This is a genomic window from Sphaerisporangium viridialbum (genome assembly GCF_049674955.1).
Lineage (GTDB): Bacteria > Actinomycetota > Actinomycetes > Streptosporangiales > Streptosporangiaceae > Sphaerisporangium > Sphaerisporangium viridialbum.
In genome coordinates, this window is sequence record NZ_CP187232.1 from 8617213 (window position 1) to 8632802 (window position 15590).

The 15590-nt window shown below is 70.4% G+C and carries 18 protein-coding genes; 6 read left to right on the top strand and 12 right to left on the bottom strand.

All coding sequences use genetic code 11. The features are described from left to right. Positions 1–30: 30 nt before the first annotated feature. Entirely contained in the window at positions 31–678 is a 648-nt protein-coding gene (locus ACOZ38_RS38765) for a hypothetical protein (RefSeq protein ID WP_424535913.1), read from the top strand. Between the two features lie 28 nt (positions 679–706). On the opposite strand, the gene thiD is transcribed toward ACOZ38_RS38765, so the two are convergent. The 3 genes from thiD to ACOZ38_RS38780 form a co-directional block, all read right to left on the bottom strand. Beyond that, complete coding sequence (thiD, locus tag ACOZ38_RS38770; protein ID WP_424535914.1) at positions 707–1492, bottom strand: bifunctional hydroxymethylpyrimidine kinase/phosphomethylpyrimidine kinase; 786 nt, start codon at positions 1490–1492, stop codon at positions 707–709. A gap of 63 nt (positions 1493–1555) precedes the next feature. Continuing rightward, positions 1556–2842 (bottom strand): hypothetical protein, encoded by a 1287-nt coding sequence (locus ACOZ38_RS38775; RefSeq protein WP_424535915.1) that lies wholly within the window; start codon positions 2840–2842, stop codon positions 1556–1558. Between the two features lie 78 nt (positions 2843–2920). After that, positions 2921–3886: a thiamine-phosphate kinase gene (locus tag ACOZ38_RS38780; RefSeq protein ID WP_424535916.1), complete on the bottom strand. Its 966-nt coding sequence runs from the start codon at positions 3884–3886 to the stop codon at positions 2921–2923. 69 nt (positions 3887–3955) lie between these two features. Here ACOZ38_RS38780 and ACOZ38_RS38785 point away from each other — a divergent pair, with 69 nt between their 5' ends. Then, positions 3956–4189 carry an Lrp/AsnC family transcriptional regulator gene (locus tag ACOZ38_RS38785; RefSeq protein WP_424535917.1) on the top strand — a complete coding sequence of 78 codons (234 nt, stop codon included), beginning with the start codon at positions 3956–3958 and terminating at the stop codon, positions 4187–4189. A gap of 25 nt (positions 4190–4214) precedes the next feature. Further along, positions 4215–4676, top strand: coding sequence for a DUF3515 family protein (locus tag ACOZ38_RS38790; RefSeq protein ID WP_424535918.1), 462 nt, complete (start codon positions 4215–4217; stop codon positions 4674–4676). Between the two features lie 149 nt (positions 4677–4825). Here the strand turns inward: ACOZ38_RS38790 and ACOZ38_RS38795 are convergent, their stop codons facing one another. The 4 genes from ACOZ38_RS38795 to ACOZ38_RS38810 all read right to left on the bottom strand — a co-directional run bounded on the left by ACOZ38_RS38795 (position 4826) and on the right by ACOZ38_RS38810 (position 9020). Further along, positions 4826–5941, bottom strand: a complete 1116-nt coding sequence (locus tag ACOZ38_RS38795) for a D-alanine--D-alanine ligase family protein (protein ID WP_424535919.1) — start codon at positions 5939–5941, stop codon at positions 4826–4828. A gap of 40 nt (positions 5942–5981) precedes the next feature. After that, positions 5982–7217, bottom strand: a complete 1236-nt coding sequence (locus ACOZ38_RS38800; RefSeq protein ID WP_405141120.1) for a trans-sulfuration enzyme family protein — start codon at positions 7215–7217, stop codon at positions 5982–5984. 14 nt (positions 7218–7231) lie between these two features. Continuing rightward, the gene (locus tag ACOZ38_RS38805; RefSeq protein WP_424535920.1) at positions 7232–8239 is read right to left on the bottom strand and encodes an NAD(P)H-dependent glycerol-3-phosphate dehydrogenase; all 1008 of its coding nucleotides are present in this window, start codon (positions 8237–8239) and stop codon (positions 7232–7234) included. A gap of 61 nt (positions 8240–8300) precedes the next feature. Continuing rightward, the gene (locus ACOZ38_RS38810) at positions 8301–9020 is read right to left on the bottom strand and encodes a lysophospholipid acyltransferase family protein (protein ID WP_424535921.1); all 720 of its coding nucleotides are present in this window, start codon (positions 9018–9020) and stop codon (positions 8301–8303) included. A gap of 77 nt (positions 9021–9097) precedes the next feature. Between ACOZ38_RS38810 and cofC the strand changes: the two genes are divergently transcribed. Further along, entirely contained in the window at positions 9098–9781 is a 684-nt protein-coding gene (cofC, locus tag ACOZ38_RS38815) for a 2-phospho-L-lactate guanylyltransferase (protein ID WP_424535922.1), read from the top strand. A 46-nt stretch (positions 9782–9827) separates the two neighbouring features. Here cofC and ACOZ38_RS38820 read toward each other — a convergent pair whose 3' ends face one another. Continuing rightward, positions 9828–11537 carry an MFS transporter gene (locus ACOZ38_RS38820; RefSeq protein ID WP_424535923.1) on the bottom strand — a complete coding sequence of 570 codons (1710 nt, stop codon included), beginning with the start codon at positions 11535–11537 and terminating at the stop codon, positions 9828–9830. A 234-nt stretch (positions 11538–11771) separates the two neighbouring features. On the opposite strand from ACOZ38_RS38820, the gene ACOZ38_RS38825 reads away from it, so the two are divergent. Further along, on the top strand, positions 11772–12515 hold the full coding sequence (locus ACOZ38_RS38825) for a TetR/AcrR family transcriptional regulator (RefSeq protein WP_424535924.1): 744 nt from the start codon (positions 11772–11774) through the stop codon (positions 12513–12515). 47 nt (positions 12516–12562) lie between these two features. Continuing rightward, the gene (locus tag ACOZ38_RS38830) at positions 12563–12766 is read left to right on the top strand and encodes a hypothetical protein (RefSeq protein ID WP_424535925.1); all 204 of its coding nucleotides are present in this window, start codon (positions 12563–12565) and stop codon (positions 12764–12766) included. A 71-nt stretch (positions 12767–12837) separates the two neighbouring features. Here the strand turns inward: ACOZ38_RS38830 and ACOZ38_RS38835 are convergent, their stop codons facing one another. From ACOZ38_RS38835 to leuC, 4 genes are all read right to left on the bottom strand, one after another. Next, positions 12838–13137 carry an HU family DNA-binding protein gene (locus ACOZ38_RS38835; protein ID WP_363911460.1) on the bottom strand — a complete coding sequence of 100 codons (300 nt, stop codon included), beginning with the start codon at positions 13135–13137 and terminating at the stop codon, positions 12838–12840. A 167-nt stretch (positions 13138–13304) separates the two neighbouring features. Then, a complete protein-coding gene (locus ACOZ38_RS38840) occupies positions 13305–13565 on the bottom strand; it encodes a hypothetical protein (protein WP_424535926.1) in 261 nt (86 codons plus the stop codon). Beyond that, positions 13544–14131 (bottom strand): 3-isopropylmalate dehydratase small subunit, encoded by a 588-nt coding sequence (leuD, locus tag ACOZ38_RS38845; RefSeq protein WP_405141134.1) that lies wholly within the window; start codon positions 14129–14131, stop codon positions 13544–13546. Before leuD ends, ACOZ38_RS38840 begins: the two co-directional genes overlap by 22 nt. Positions 14132–14144: 13 nt before the next feature. Next, entirely contained in the window at positions 14145–15521 is a 1377-nt protein-coding gene (leuC, locus tag ACOZ38_RS38850; RefSeq protein WP_424535927.1) for a 3-isopropylmalate dehydratase large subunit, read from the bottom strand. Positions 15522–15590: the final 69 nt, after the last annotated feature.

Sequence of the window (15590 nt, forward strand, 5' to 3'; positions counted from 1 at the left end):
GGCGCGGGGCCTGCTGGGTAACTTGTTCTCGTGCTGAATCCGCCCGTACAACTGAGCGTGAACGCCTCCACCGGCCAGAAGGTCACGGTCTCGGTCATCGCGCTTCTCTTCCTGGCCGTGCTCGGTGGCATCGCCGGTGTGGCCACCCTCGTAATCGGGGGCCCCGCGCCCGATTTCCCGGACAGCGGGTCCATGGATACGCCGTTCGACGGGTTCCCCGGTGCCGGGGTCAAGCTGCTCTTCGCGGTGATCGCCGTGCTGATGGTGGGGTTCGTCGGCACCATGGTGCTCGGTACGTACCGGCGGCGCGCGATACTCAGCGGCACCGTGCTGGAGGTTCGCGGCCTGCTCGGCACCCGGCGGGCCGACCTCGCGACGGCGCGCGTCTGGATCGACTCTGAGCCGGAGTACGTCAGGAATCCCCATGGCGAGGGCACGATCCCCACGGGGCGCCGCGTGCCGCACCTGGTGGCCGAGGACCCCGGCGACGGGCGGAGGATCCGGCTCCGCCTCCACAGCATGGCCCGCACCCTGCTGCCGCCACACGAGCTGAACGCCCTGGCCAACGCCGTCGAGTCGGGCACCCGCGCCGGGTCGGACGTGGACGCCTCCCAGGCCGCCGACACCGCCACCCTGCTCCGCCGCCTCGCCGACGACCCGATCGCCCGCCTCCTCTGACCGGCCACGGCCGTGAGGGCGTACGGGGTCAGCGAAGGCGCCAGGCGTGGTCTACCGGGCCGATGCCGGCGCCGAGGGGGAAACCGTGGGCGATGGCGCCCGTGACGTACTCCTTGGCCCTCTCGACCGCGCCGGGGACCTCCTCGCCCAGCGCGAGGTACGACGCGATGGCCGAGGCCAGCGTGCACCCCGTGCCGTGGGTGTGCCGGTTGTCGTGCCGCTCGGCGGAGAAGCGGTACTCGCTGACGCCGTCGGTGAGGAGGTCGACCGGCGGTCCCGGGAGATGGCCTCCCTTGATCAGCACCCAGGTGGAGCCGAGCTCCAGCATCGCCTCGGCCGCCGGGCGCAGCCCGTCCTCGTCCTCGACCTTCACCGAGGTGAGCTGCTCGACCTCCCAGAGGTTGGGGGTCACCACGGTCGCGACGGGCAGCAGGCGGGACGCGAGCGTGTGCACGGCCTCGGGCGCCAGCAGTGAGTCGCCGTGCTTGGAGACCCCCACCGGGTCGACCACCACAGGCACGTCCACACCGGCCAGCACCTCGGCGACCACCTCGACCAGCTCAGGGGACGCCAGCATGCCGGTCTTGACGGCCTGGGCGCCGATGTCGCCGAGCACCGAGTCGAGCTGGGCGCGCACCGCCTCGGCGGGAAGCTCCCAGTAGCCCTGGACGCCGAGGGAGTTCTGCGCGGTGACGGCCGCGATCACGCTCATGCCGTGGACGCCGAGCGCCAGCATCGTCTTCAGATCGGCCTGGATGCCCGCGCCTCCGCCGGAGTCGGAGCCTGCGATCGTCAGCACACGGGGAGGAGTCACCCACCCATCAAACCAGGACGGCGCGGCCCCCACCGCCACCGCCCATCCGCCCGTCCGGGTGGGTCACCGGCCGGGTTCCACCTGGGGTGGGCCGGCTGCCCGGAGGCGGCAGGTGCCGCCGTTGAGCTCGCAGCCGTCGGGTGGCGTGGAGTCGCCCTCCGCGACGAACGAGATCACGGCCACCTCGTTCCTGCCGAGCGCTTCGGCGGAGCTGAGGACCAGCGTGTCGCCCTCCTGCGTCCACTCGGCGCCGTCGGCTCCGGTGACGACGCCACCGACCGGCACTCGCAGGCTCCAGCCGTCCAGCGTGGCTCCTGTGTTGGTCACCGTGAGCCGGCCGCTGTAGCCGGTGTCGGTCACCTCTGACACGCCGAAGTCGACCGCCACCCTGCCCGGCGAGATCAGCGGGTCGCCCTCGTCCGCCAGTGGCGTCGCGTCCGGGGAGGCGGGGTCGGTCTCCTCGATCGACGGGACGGGCTCGGGAGTCTCCCGAACGGTCCGGCTGGGCCTCGGGGTGGGGGTGCGCGTACGGTCCGGCGTGGGGCGCGTGGAGGCGACCGGTGTCCGCCGGTCCGGGGTACCGCTGGCGCCGGCCGACGGCTTGGCCGACCTGGACGCGCTGGGGGACTCGGATTCGGTGCCGGACGGGTCCTGCGTGGTTCCGGAGTCCGTGGGTGCGGGCGACGTGCTCGCCGGGGGCTTGCCTGGGGCGATGGCGGCGCAGGCCTGGCCAGAAGGGCAGTCCGGGGCACGCCTGAGTTCGAGCTGCGACGAGGAGAGCTTGACGCCGATGACGACGGTGCCGATGGCGGTTACGACCGCCACCGCCGAGAGCGCCATGAGTCGGCGCCCCCGCCAGAACCGTGTCCGCTTCTTGGTCCGCGCCCTGCTCCCCCGCTTCTCCGGGCCGGGGGCGAGCAGGGTGTCCGCACGCTCGGGCCGTATCCGCGGCGGCTCCGCGTCCGGGAACGCGTCTTCTCCCTGCGGCCCGGCCTCCGGCTCCGCGACCGCCCCGGCGGCGGCCTGCTGGACACCCTGTGAACCGGTGTCCCAGCCTGTGTCCCAGCCCGCGAGGTGCTCTGTGGGGGCGGGAGCGGCGGTCCAGCCGTCAGCACGTACGGGGTCCGGTGAGCCGGGGTTCCAGGCGTCGTCAGGGCGTACCGGCTCAGGCGGAGTGGAGGGGGTGTGGGGTGGGGTGGGTGGGTCGAGCCAGGCTGGTCCGCTCGCGTCGGCCAGCCACTCCTGGGTGCCACGCTCGTCGTCCTGCCATCCCGGACCCCCTTGCCGGCCCGCCCACTCGGGGTCGGATTCCCGGCCTCGGGATGACTTGTGGCGTCGTCCCCGTCCCATGAAGCGCCTTCCTTGTAGAAACCACGGCGCCACACTTCATAACACCTTCAACACTTCTTTGTCACAATTTTCACCTTATTAACGGAAGTGATCCCAGCCACCCTGAGTCTCAACATGGCCTCTGACCTGCACACCTTCCCCCTCGGCGACCCGGCCGATGACCCGCCACTCCGGCGGCAGCCGTACCTCCGCAGGGAAGGCCGCCACCAGCGCGTGATCGTCGCCTCCCGTCAGCACCCACCGCAGCGGGTCCTCCCCCAGCTCACCCGCGGCGGCGGCCAGCTGTTCCGGTACCGGCAGATCCTGGGGCTCCAGCTCGACGCGCACGCCGCTCGCCTTGGCGATGTGCCCCACGTCCTGGAGCAGCCCGTCGCTGACGTCGACCATGGCCGTGGCGCCGAGTACGGCGGCCCCGGGCCCGCAGCCGTACGGCGGCTGGGGACGTCGATGGGCGTCCACCAGTTCGGGGTAGGAGAGCTCCTCACGGCCGGAAAGGAGCAGCGCGAGCCCGGCCGCCGCGTGGCCGAGCCGGCCCGCCACCGCGACCACCTGGCCAGGACGGGCCCCCGACCGCGTGACGGGGGCACGCCCGCCAAGATCACCCAGTGCGGTCACCCCCAGCACGACCTGCTCGGATCTGGCGATGTCGCCCCCCGCAACGCTTGCGTTGACAAGTGCGCATTCGTCCCCGAACCCGTCGGTCAGCCCGTCGAGCCACGCCGTCGGAAGGTCCTCAGGCAGCCCCAGGCCGACGAAAATGGCCGTAGGATCGGCACCCATCGCCACCACGTCAGAGAGGTTCTGCGCTGCCGCTTTTCGCCCGATGTCGTACGGACTGGACCAATCACGACGGAAGTGTCTACCCTCAAGTAGGAGATCCGTCGTCACCACGACTCGTCCATCGGGAGCCCGAAGGACCGCGGCGTCGTCGCCGGGGCCGAGCAATACCGCCGGAAATTGTGGCAAGCGTCCGACAATACGTGCAATGATCCCGAATTCACCAAGATCTGCGACTCTGATAGCACACCTCCAGGTGTGTTGCATGTACGGTGGCGATTCGGCACTGATCTAGCTACGGACTGATACAAAGCTTCGCCCCCGCGGGAGGACGTGATGGTGCAGGCCTACATCCTTATCCAGACAGAAGTTGGCAAGGCCGCCGAGGTCGCAGGTGCGATCGCGGTCATCCAGGGTGTAACCCAGGCGGAGGACGTCACCGGCCCGTACGACGTGATCGTTCGTGCGGAGGCGAGCAACGTCGACGATCTCGGCAAGCTCGTCGTCGCGCAGATTCAGGCCGTTGAGGGAATCACGCGTACCCTTACCTGTCCGATAGTCCATATCTGAGCGTCGACAACTTTCGGGGGGAGCCGTGGTCCGGGTCGTCTTGGCCGCGGCGGCCTTGGCGCTGCTGGCGGGATGCGGCGGGGCCGTCAGGGTCGATCCCCCCACGCCGCAGGGCGCCACGGCGACCGCCTGCTCCAAGCTGAACGATCGGCTGCCCCACACTCTCGACGGCGCGGAGCGCGTCCCGTCCGAACCCCGCTCGCCGTACGTCGCGGTGTGGGGCGGGGCCGAGATCGCGCTCCGCTGCGGCGTGCGACGGCCCGTCGCCATGGATCCCCTCCAGCAGGTTCCGGAGATCAACGGGGTCGCGTGGTTCGCCGACCCGGTGAGGCCCGCCCTGTTCACGGCGATCACCCGCGACGGCTACATCGAGGTGACGATCTCCCGTAGGCACGAGACCGCCGGGGTGCTCGTCGACCTCGCCGAGCCGATCAAAGCGGCCTTCCCCGTCGAATCTACGCAAGCGCCTGCAAGCCCCGCGTCCTGAACCCACGCAAACCCCCGCAAACCCCCGCAAGTCCCCGCAGCCCTATGCCCTGAACCCGCAAGCCCCTACACCCTGAACCCGCGAATCCCGCGTCGTGGACGCGCGACACGAACGCCACGCGCCCACGAGGGCGACTCAGTGGGCGCGACTCACCGCAGGCCCACGGGACGGTTCAGCGCCAGCTGGATCAGGCGGTCGACCAGCTCCGCGTACGACACGCCAGAGGCGGCCCACAGCTGCGGCGCCACGGACATCGCCGTGAAGCCCGGCATCGTGTTGATCTCGTTCAGTATCAGGCCGCCCGCCGGGGTGTAGAAGAAGTCGACGCGGGACAGCCCCTCGCATCCGAGCACCTCGAACGCCCGTACGGCCATCTGCCGCAGCTCCTCTCTCACCGCCTCGGGCAGATCGGCGGGCACCGCGAGCGACATGTCGGAGCCGATGTACTTGGCCGAGAAGTCGAAGAACTCGTGGTTCTCGTTGACCAGCACCTCGCCGGGGTGGCTGGCGGCCGGCGGCTCGTCTCCGAGGGACTCGAGCACCGCGCACTCGATCTCGCGACCCTCGATGGCCGCCTCGACGAGGACCTTCGGGTCGTGCTCGCGGGCGAGCTCGATCGCGCGCTCCAGCTCCTCGAAGTCCCCGGCGCGGGAGATGCCCTGGCTGGACCCCGCGCGGGACGGCTTGACGAACACGGGCCAGCCGAGCACCTCGACGTCCTTCATGACGCGCTCGCGGTCGAGGCGCCAGTCACGGTCGCGCACCACGACGTACGGTCCGACGGGGAGCCCCGCGGCGGCCAGCAGCGCCTTCATGTACGCCTTGTCCATGCCGACCGCGCTCGCGAGCACGCCCGAGCCGACGTAGCGCACCCCGGCCATCTCCAGCAGGCCCTGGATGGTGCCGTCCTCGCCGTACGGGCCGTGCAGCATGGGGAACACGACGTCGACCTGGCCGAGCGACCCGGGGATGCGCCCGGCGTCGAGCGCCACGATGGACCCGCTGTCGGACGGCAGCGCGAGCGAGGTGCCGCTCGCGTCCACGGCGGGAAGCTCGCCGCCCTCGATCTCGAACCTCTGGTCGTCCGAGGCCAGCACCCAGCGCCCGTCCGGCGCGATGCCGATCGGGACGACGTCGTATTTGGACCGGTCGATGGCCGAGAGGACGCTGCCCGCGCCCATCAGGGACACCGCGTGCTCGGAGTTGCGCCCGCCGAAGACGACCGCCACCCGAACACGAGGCCGGGATTCATGCTGATGGCTCATGATGCACGAATCTACCTTGCGCCCCTGTCGTCCCTGCTTGTCAGGTACGGGTGGCGGTGTTCGAACGCAGCGCGTCGAGTGCCTCCGTGACGTCGGCGATGAGGTCCTCGGAGTCCTCAAGGCCGATGGAGAAGCGCACGGCGCCCGCGTCGATGCCGGAGGCGGTCAGGGCCGCCTCGTCGAGCTGCCGGTGTGTCGTGGAGGCCACGTGGGCGACCTTGGTGTGCGTGCCGCCGATCGAGGTGGCGATGCGCGCGAGCCGTACGGCGTCCGCCAGCATGACCCCCGCCTCGTAGCCGCCGTGCGGGGTGACGGTGACGCACGCGCCGTACCTGGTGCCCTCGGGGCCGGAGTCGAAGAGCTGGCGGGCGAGCTGGTGACCCGGGTGGTCGGCCAGGCCGGGGTAGTCGACGCGGCGCACGGCGGGATGCTTGGCCACGGCGGCGGCGAAGACCATCGCGGTCGCGCACATGCGGCGCACCCGCAGGGGCAGCGTCTCGAGGCCCCGGCGCAGCAGGAACGCCTCGTCCGGCGAGAGGGTGCCCCCGGTGTCGATGCGGACCTCCCGGATCTGGGAGATCAGATCGGGACGGCCCACCACGGCACCGCCCGTGCAGTCGTCGTGCCCGCCGATGTACTTGGTGGCGGAGTGGATGACCAGGTCGGCGCCGTGCTCCAGAGGACGGCACACCACGGGGGTGGCGAAGGTCGAGTCGACCACCAGCAGCGCGCCCGCGTCGCGCGCGATGCGGTAGAGCCCCCGGATGTCGGCGACCGTCATCGTGGGATTGCTCAGCGTCTCCGCATAGACGATCTTGGTCGAGGAGCGCACGGTGGCGTGGACGCGGCGCAGGTCGGAGTAGTCCACGAAGTCCACCGACACGCCGAAGCGCGCCAGCACGTTCGACAGCAGCGAGTACGTGCCGCCGTACACCGGGGCGGGCGCGACGACGTGGGAGCCGGCGCGCAGGAAGGTCATGAGCACGGCGCTCACGGCCGCCATGCCCGACGAGAACGCCTGGCCCGCGACGTCCTCGGGGGCGGCGGCGCCCTCCAGCGAGGCGATGCCGGAGGCGAACGCCGCCACGGTGGGGTTGTCGATGCGGCTGTAGGCGAAGCCGGGGACGCGGTCGCCGACCACGTCGGCGTACTCGGCCGAGCTGTCGAAGCTCCAGGCCGCGCTGCGCCACACGGGCAGCCCGATGGGTAGCTGGCGGGGGACGGGAGCGGGCGGCAGGTGGACGGCCCGGGAGTTCTCGCCGAGTCTCCTGCGCATACGTCGAGAGAATGTCACACGCCGTACCGTTCGGGCTTGGGAGTTCGCGACATGAGCAGCGTCGCGGCCTCGCTCGGGGTCATTCCGTCGTGGACGACGCCCACCACCACCTCGGTGATCGGCATCTCCACGTCGTGCTTCCTTGCCAGGTCGAGAACCGACTCGCAGGACTTGACCCCCTCGGCGGTCTGCCTGGTGGCGGCGATGGTCTCGGCCAGGGTCATGCCCCGGCCGAGATTCTCCCCGAAAGTGCGGTTCCTCGACAACGGGGACGTACAGGTCGCCACGAGGTCGCCCATGCCCGCAAGGCCGGCGAAGGTGTGCGGGTCGGCCCCGAGCACCGCGCCCAGTCGTGAGATCTCGGCCAGGCCGCGCGTCATGAGGGTGGCCCTGACGTTGTCACCGAGCCCCATGCCCGCCGCCACCCCCACGGCGAGGGCGATGACGTTCTTCACGGCGCCGCCGAGCTCGACCCCCACCACGTCGGCGTTGGTGTAGGCGCGGAACCACGGCAGGTGGCAGGCCTCCTGCAGGCGACCGGTGACCTTGTCGTCCACGCTGGCGACCACCGTCGCGGCCGGCTCGCGCCGGATCAGCTCGCCGACGAGGTTCGGCCCCGACACGACGGCCACCCGCTCGGCCGGGACTCCCGCGACGTCGCAGATGACCTCGCTCATGCGCTTGGAGGTGCGCAGCTCGATGCCCTTCATCAGGCTGACGAGCACGGCGTGGTCGGGGATGTGCGGGGTCCAGGTGGCGAGGTTGCCCCGCAGGGTCTGGGACGGCACGGCCAGGACGACGAAGTCGGCGCCCTCCATCGCCTCGGCGGGGTCGGTGGTGGCGCGAAGCGACGAGGGGAGCCGCACCCCGGGCAGGTACTCGGGGTTCTCGTGCCTCCGGTCGACGGCCTCCACCACCTCGGCGCGCCGCCCCCAAATCGTCGTCGAGGTGCCCGCCTCCGCCAAGATCATCGCGAAGGTGGTGCCCCACGAACCGGTTCCGAAAACGACTGCCTTGGTCATCTGTTCACCGTACGCTCACCGCACCGTGCCGGGCCGGCGCTCACCACCGGACGGACCGCGGTCACCCGGCGCGGCTCTCGGCCTGGTCGAAGGGTGCGTCGGGGGCCTTCTCGCCGCGTAGCTCGGAGAGCTGGGCGGTGATGGCGGCCATGATGTCGGCGGTCGCCTCCTTCAGCACCTTGCCGCGCATCGGAAGGCCCTCGTACTTCGAGAGGTCGACCGGCGGCCCGGCGAGCACGCGGAAGGTCTTGCGGGGGAACAGCCTGGGCTTCTTCTGGCCGTACGGAAGGATCTCCTGCGCGCCCCAGTGGGCGATGGGGATCACCGGGACGCCGGTGGCCAGCGCGAGCCGGGCCACGCCCGTCTTGGCGGACATCGGCCAGAACTCGGGGTCGCGCGTGATCGTGCCCTCGGGGTAGAAGATCACGCACGAGCCGTCCCGCAGCGCCTGCTCGGCGTCCTTCAGTGAGCGCGCGGCGTCGGTGCTTCCGCGCTGCACCGGGATCTGCCTGCACTTCCTGATGATCGTGCCGATCACGGGGATGTCGAACACCCCGGACTTGGCCAGGTAGACGGGCCAGCGGCCGTTGTCGTAGGCGTAGTGCGCGAACAGCAGCGGATCGCTCCACGACAGATGGTTCGCCGCGATGATCACGCCGCCGGTGCGCGGCAGGTGGGCGCGGCCCCGCCAGTCGCGCTTGGTGAAGAGATACAGCAGCGGTTTGACGATCGCCACGACTAGGGCTTCCCAGGGGATGGGCGGACGTCCGGGGCGGCTCATTGACTCCTCCAGTCATGCCTGTGCGCCATCAGTCTCCCGGTTGGCTCCACGAGATGTCGAGGCGGGATGCTAAGGCTATGCGTGGTACGGAATGTAGCGACCTTGGCCGGCACTCCGGCTGGACCATTGTGGTGCCGGTGAAGACCCTGCTCGCCGCAAAGACCCGCCTGGCCGCCGCGGCCGGGCCCTACCGCGCCGCGCTCGCCGTGGCGATCGCGTGTGACACGGTCTCGGCGGCGCTGGCCTGCGAGGACGTGGCCCGGGTCATCGTGGTGACGGGTGATCCCGTGCCCGCCGAGGCCCTGTCCGCGCTGGGCGCGCACGTGGTGCCCGATCCGAACGCCGGGCTCAACGCCGCGCTACGGTTCGGCGGCGCCGAGGCGGTGCGGCTGGCGCCGGGAAGCCCGATCGGCGCGCTCCAGGCCGACCTGCCCGCCCTTCGACCGGAGGAGCTGGGCGTCGCGCTGGCCTTGGCCGCCGACTTCGACCAGTCGTTCGTGCCGGACGCGGCCGAGATCGGCACGACGTTCTACGGGGTACGGCCCGGAGTGGCGTTCGCCCCGAGGTTCGGGGGCGAGTCGCGGGCCAGGCATCTCGGCGCCGGCGCGAAGGAGCTGGCGCCGGACGGCATCCCCTCGGTGCGCCGCGACGTCGACACGCCGTCGGACCTTGAGGAGGCGCTGGCCCTCGGCGTCGGCCCGCACACCGCGGCCGTGGTGAAGACACTGAAGGAGTCCTCCGCACGGAGGACTCCTTCATGATCGGTACGTAGCCGGTACGGGGTCGGTGGCCGGCCGTTCGTATGGGTCAGTGGCCGGCCGCCTCGCCCTCACGCGCGTGCTTCGGCAGCAGGAAGGCGACGAGGAACGTCAGCAGCAGCATGCCGTCCACGACCCACAGGATGGTCTTCATCGCGTCGCTGAAGCCCTCCTTGCCCGCCTCGGCGCCGGCCGTCATCACGGCCTTCTGGATGGCGCCACCGGTCTCGGGGGACGTCGCCGCGGCCCTGGCGTCGGCCTCGAGCCGCGTGCACGACTCGGGCACCTCGGCCTGGTCCTTGGCGACGGCGCGATCGTGCCCGCAGGCCCGCAGCCCGGTGACGATCCGCTCCTGAGCGGGGCCGGTGACCTGCACGGCGGCCAGGTCCGAGCGGAGCTTCGGCGTGACGCCGTCCGCGGCGGTGGCGACGCTGCTGCCGAGAAGCCCGAAGAAGACCGTGCCGAGGAGCGCCACGCCGAACGCGCTGCCGAGCTGCTGGATCGCCGTCAGCGAGCCGGAGGCCGAGCCGGTCTCGTGGGGCTCGACCCCGGCGAGCACGATGTCGAAGAACGGCGCCATCAGCATGCCCATGCCGATGCCCGTCACGAGCAGCGCGGGGGCGAGCTGCCACGGGGTCACGCCGATGCCCGCGACGTTGAGCGTGACGAGGATGGCCAGCACGCCCAGGGCCATCAGCAGCGTGCCGCCGTGCAGGAGCTTGCGGCCGTACTTCTGGAGGGGCTGGGCGAGGCCGAAGCCGACGACCATGCCGAGCGACCACGGCACCATCGACAGGCCGGCCTTCAGGGTGGAGTACCCGAGGCCGAGCTGGGTGTAGAGGTTGAAGACGAGCGAGAAGCCGATCATCCCCGAGAAGAACACCAGGCCCGTGACCAGGCCGCCGGTGAAGGCGCGCTTGCGGAACAGGCTGGGGACGATGAGGGGGTCGCCACCGGCCCTGCTCTTGCGCGACTCGAACCAGCCGAAGAGCGCGAAGACCACGACGGACGCGCCGATCATCAGGAACGACCACAGGGGCCAGTCGTGCTCCCGGCCCTGGACCAGCGGGAAGACCAGCAGCAGGCCCGCCAGCGAGGCGAGGACCACGCCCGCGAAGTCGAGCTTCAGCGGATGCGGCGACCGCGACTCGGGCAGGAACCGCAGCCCGCCGATCACCGCGGCGACGCCGAGCGGCAGGTTGATCAGGAAGATCATGCGCCAGCCGGTGCCGAAGAAGTCGGCGTCGATCAGCCAGCCGGCCAGGATGGGGCCGCCCACCGAGGACAGGCCCATGACCGGCCCGAACATGCCGAACGCCGCCTGCATCTCCTTGGGCGGGAACATCTCCTTGATCATGCCGAGGCCCTGCGGGAGCATGACCGCGCCGAACAGCCCCTGGACGACCCGGGCGGCGATCAGCAGCTCCGGCCCCTGGGCGATGGCGCACAGCAGCGACCCCACGGTGAAGCCCACGGCGCCGATGATGAACATCCTCTTGCGGCCGAAGATGTCGCCGAGCCTGCCCCCGGTGATCAGGCCGACTGCCATCGCCAGGGTGTAGGCGGCGCCGAGCCACTGGATGGTCGCGGCGCTCCCGCCCAGCTCGGCCCGGATGGTGGGCGAGGCGATGTTGGTGACCATGGCGTCGAGCAGGTCCATCACCTCGGCGGCGAGGATGACGAAGAGGGCCGCCCAGCGCCACCGGTACGGCGCCGTCTCGGGCGGTGATCCCTTCAGGGGGGTGTCTGTCGTTGTCATGCGGGCTCCTCAGGACCGAGCGTCGTCCACGCTCGTAAGAACAGTGTTCAGTTGATTCGAGCAGTGTTCTATCATCGAACAACGTTCATCAGCAAAGTGCGGTGTTCTCAAGATATGTCGCATCTGCCGGACAGACAAGATATATCGCGAAATTGAGTGGCGTTCTAGTCGGGCGAGCACTGTTCACCCGGGCAACTAGACTCGATCACCACGGACTTCAAGGGGCGGTGACGCATGAGCGGGCCAGGGCACGACGACCAGAACATGCCCGCCGCCCCCTGGGAGCGGGCCCGCAGGCGGCCGGCCGCGGTTCGCGTGCCGCTGACGCGCGAGCGCATCATCGACGCGGCCTTCGCCGTGCTCGACCGCGAGGGCTACGACCGCATGAGCATGCGCCAGGTGGCGGCCGAGCTGGGCGTGGCCGTCTCGGCGCTGTACGCCCACGTGGCGAGCAAGGACGAGCTCCTGGAGCACATGTACACCCGGCTGTTCGAGGGCTACGAGCTGCCCGATCCGGACCCGGAGCACTGGCAGGAGCAGATCAAGGACTACGCGCGGCACGGCCGGGCGCGGCTACTCCAGCACCGTGACATGGCCCGCATCTCCATGGCCCACGTGCCTTTCACCCCCGAGCTGCTCCCCCACGTCGAATACCTGATGGCGATCCTGCGCGGCGCCGGGCTGCCCGACGAGGTGGCGGCGACGGCGGGCGACATGATGTCCACGTACATGGACGGGTTCGCCTTCGAGGAGAGCATGTGGGAGGAGCGCCGCCGCACCACCAACATGGACACGTGGGACGAGATGCAGGTCACGCTCAAGGAGTACTTCGAGGCGCTCCCCGCCGATCGGTTCCCGAACCTGGTCGAGCTGTCCCGCATGATGTTCCACGAGAACAACGACTCCAGGTTCGAGCTCGGCCTGGAGATCATCCTGCGGGGCCTGGCCTCCTACATCCAGCCGCGCGATCAGAGCTGAGCGCCGGTCTCCGGTGGAGCGATTTCCCGCGCGGTAAGCTGACCGGCGTGCAGGCAACGGTGCGCGTCTTCGACCTCGACACCCGTGCGGGTTCCGTCTTCCTCGACGACGGGACCGAGCTGCCGTTCGGCGCCGCCGCCTTCGACGCGGGCCCTCTGCGGCTGCTGCGCGTCGGCCAGCGGGTGAACATCCGCGTCGAGGACGACGCCATCACCGCGATCACCCTCTCGACCTTTCCCCTGCCGGAGTGACAGGGCCCTGACACGGCGACGCCCGGAACCCCTGGTGGGGTTTCCGGGCGCGCAGTTGAGCCGGTAAGGCGTCACTTCTTCTTGGCGGCCTTCTTTCCAGCCGCGTTGACCTGGTCCTTGAAGTCGGCCCCGGCACGGAACTTGGGTCCCCAGCTCTCGGAGACCTTGATGGGCTCCCCCGTCGAAGGGTTCCTTGCCTGGCGGGCCGGCTTGTGCGCCATCTCGAACGCGCCGAAGCCCGTGATCGAAACCTTCTCCCCGTTCGAGACAGCGTGCTGGATGGCCTCGATTATCGCGTTCACGGCCTCAGTGGCCGTCTTCCTGTCGCCGACCCGATCTGCGATCGCGTCCACGAGTTCTCGCTTGTTCATCTAGGTTGCTCCCCCTGTTACCGCTGTCTGAGGATGAGCGCTGCGGCGGGCAGTGCCCGTACCCCGCCTCACCCGGTGTTGCCAAGTGCGGGGTTTCGGCACGCACCCACCAGTCAACGGTCAGAAACCCCTTACCCGCTTGAAATTAGGGGACACGCGTCCAGGACTCAATCACATTCCGCAATGTTTCGCCTACGCGGCGTGTCGGAGCCCTCTTCCAGATCGGCGAGAAAGGCGTCCAGGCGGGCGCCGGCGTGGTCGACGTCCCGCTTTGCGAGGTCACAAATGGCGACGAATCGCCTCGCGAACCGCTCTTTCTCCTCAGGGGGAAGCCTCGCGGCGGTCACGCGGCGGTAAGCGTCGCGCAACCGCCGCGCCAGCTCGTACTCAGGGCTCGCGGGATCGGTCAAACGGTCGTCGGCAGCCATGGCTGCCGACCATTCTCGTACGCCGCGACGTCGTCCGCGTGACGCAGCGTCAGCCCGATGTCGTCGAGGCCCTCCAGCAGCCGCCAGCGGGTGTAGTCGTCGATCTCGAAGCCGGCCGACTCGCCGCCCCAGCGCACCTGGCGCTCGACCAGGTCGACGGTCACCTCGGTGGCGGGGTCGGCCTCGATCGCGGCCTGCAGCGCCTCGACGGTCTCGGCGGGCAGGACGATCGGGAGCAGGCCCATCTTGGTGGAGTTGTTGCGGAAGATGTCGCCGAACCTGGCGGCGATCACAGCGCGGAAGCCGTACTGCTGGAGCGCCCAGACGGCGTGCTCGCGCGAGGAGCCGGTGCCGAAGTCGGGCCCGGACACGAGGATCGAGGCGCCCTCGTAGACGGGGTTGTTCAGCACGAAGCCGGGGTCCTCGCGCCAGGCGGCGAACAGGCCCTTCTCGAACCCGGTGCGGCTGACCTGCTTGAGCCACACCGCGGGGATGATCTGGTCGGTGTCCACGTTGCTGCGGCGCAGGGGCACGGCCCGGCCGGTGTGGGTGGTGAAGGCGTCCATGGTTCCAAGCTCCTTACAGGTCGGCGGGCGCGGTGAGACGGCCGGTCACGGCGGAGGCGGCGGCGACCGCCGGCGACACGAGGTGGGTGCGCCCGCCCTTGCCCTGGCGGCCCTCGAAGTTGCGGTTGGAGGTGGACGCGCTGCGCTCGCCGGGGGCGAGGGTGTCGGGGTTCATGCCCAGGCACATCGAGCAGCCCGCCTCGCGCCACTCGGCGCCCGAGGCCTTGAACACCTCGTGAAGGCCCTCGGCCTCCGCGTCGGCCTTGACCTGCATCGAACCCGGGACGATCAGCGTGCGGGCCGTGACCGTGCGGCCGCGCAGCACGTCGGCCACGGCGCGCAGGTCCTCCAGCCGGCCGTTGGTGCACGAGCCGACGAAGACGGTGTCCACCTGGATCTCGCTGAGCGGGGTGCCCGCGCGCAGGCCCATGTAGTCGAGGGCCCGCTGGGCTGCGGCCGGGTCGGAGGTCTCCTCGGGAGCCGGGATGGCGTCGCGGAGCGGCGCTCCCTGGCCGGGGTTGGTGCCCCACGTCACGAACGGCGACAGCGTGGTGGCGTCGATCTCCACCACCGTGTCGAAGGCGGCGTCGTCGTCGGTCCTGAGCGACTTCCAGTACTCGACGGCGGCGTCCCAGGCCTCACCGGAGGGCGCGTGCCTGCGGCCCTTGAGGTATTCGAAGGTGGTCTCGTCGGGGGCGATCATGCCGGCCCGCGCGCCCGCCTCGATGGACATGTTGCAGACCGTCATGCGCCCCTCCATGGAGAGGTCGCGGATGGCCTGGCCTCGGTACTCGACGATGTGGCCCTGGCCGCCGCCGGTGCCGATCTTGGCGATGATGGCGAGGATGAGGTCCTTGGCGGTGACGCCGAACGGCAGCTCGCCCGAGACCTCGATGGCCATCGTCTTCGGCCGGTAGGCCGGGAGGGTCTGGGTGGCCAGCACGTGCTCCACCTCGGAGGTGCCGATGCCGAAGGCGAGGGCTCCGAAGGCGCCGTGGGTGGAGGTGTGGGAGTCGCCGCAGACGACCGTCATGCCCGGCTGCGTGAGGCCGAACTGCGGGCCGATGATGTGCACCACGCCCTGGCCGGCGTCGCCCATCGGATGCAGCCGGACGCCGAACTCGGCGGCGTTCTTGCGCAGGGTCTCGACCTGGGTCTTCGACACGGGGTCGGCGATCGGGCCGAGCACCGTGGGCACGTTGTGGTCCTCGGTGGCGATCGTGAGGTCGGGCCGGCGCAGCTTCCGCCCGGCCATGCGCAGGCCGTCGAACGCCTGCGGGCTGGTCACCTCGTGGATGAGGTGCAGGTCGATGTAGAGCAGGTCGGGCTCACCGTCGGCTCGGCGGACGACGTGCTGCTCCCATACTTTCTCAGCCAGTGTGCGACCCATGTCGTGAACGCCTCCTTGCGTTTCATCCCTGGGAACGTCTCATATCATAAGACGGTAATTTCGGGATAT

Bases quoted from the DNA above. Each gene is read 5' to 3' on its own strand.
- ACOZ38_RS38775 (WP_424535915.1), bottom strand. From the start codon at position 2,842: ATGGGACGGGGACGACGCCACAAGTCATCCCGAGGCCGGGAATCCGAC.
- ACOZ38_RS38780 (WP_424535916.1), bottom strand. From the start codon at position 3,886: ATGCAACACACCTGGAGGTGTGCTATCAGAGTCGCAGATCTTGGTGAA.
- ACOZ38_RS38785 (WP_424535917.1), top strand. From the start codon at position 3,956: ATGGTGCAGGCCTACATCCTTATCCAGACAGAAGTTGGCAAGGCCGCC.
- ACOZ38_RS38795 (WP_424535919.1), bottom strand. From the start codon at position 5,941: ATGAGCCATCAGCATGAATCCCGGCCTCGTGTTCGGGTGGCGGTCGTC.
- ACOZ38_RS38800 (WP_405141120.1), bottom strand. From the start codon at position 7,217: ATGCGCAGGAGACTCGGCGAGAACTCCCGGGCCGTCCACCTGCCGCCC.
- ACOZ38_RS38805 (WP_424535920.1), bottom strand. From the start codon at position 8,239: ATGACCAAGGCAGTCGTTTTCGGAACCGGTTCGTGGGGCACCACCTTC.
- ACOZ38_RS38810 (WP_424535921.1), bottom strand. From the start codon at position 9,020: ATGAGCCGCCCCGGACGTCCGCCCATCCCCTGGGAAGCCCTAGTCGTG.
- cofC (WP_424535922.1), top strand. From the start codon at position 9,098: ATGCGTGGTACGGAATGTAGCGACCTTGGCCGGCACTCCGGCTGGACC.
- ACOZ38_RS38820 (WP_424535923.1), bottom strand. From the start codon at position 11,537: ATGACAACGACAGACACCCCCCTGAAGGGATCACCGCCCGAGACGGCG.
- ACOZ38_RS38825 (WP_424535924.1), top strand. From the start codon at position 11,772: ATGAGCGGGCCAGGGCACGACGACCAGAACATGCCCGCCGCCCCCTGG.
- ACOZ38_RS38835 (WP_363911460.1), bottom strand. From the start codon at position 13,137: ATGAACAAGCGAGAACTCGTGGACGCGATCGCAGATCGGGTCGGCGAC.
- ACOZ38_RS38840 (WP_424535926.1), bottom strand. From the start codon at position 13,565: ATGGCTGCCGACGACCGTTTGACCGATCCCGCGAGCCCTGAGTACGAG.
- leuD (WP_405141134.1), bottom strand. From the start codon at position 14,131: ATGGACGCCTTCACCACCCACACCGGCCGGGCCGTGCCCCTGCGCCGC.
- leuC (WP_424535927.1), bottom strand. From the start codon at position 15,521: ATGGGTCGCACACTGGCTGAGAAAGTATGGGAGCAGCACGTCGTCCGC.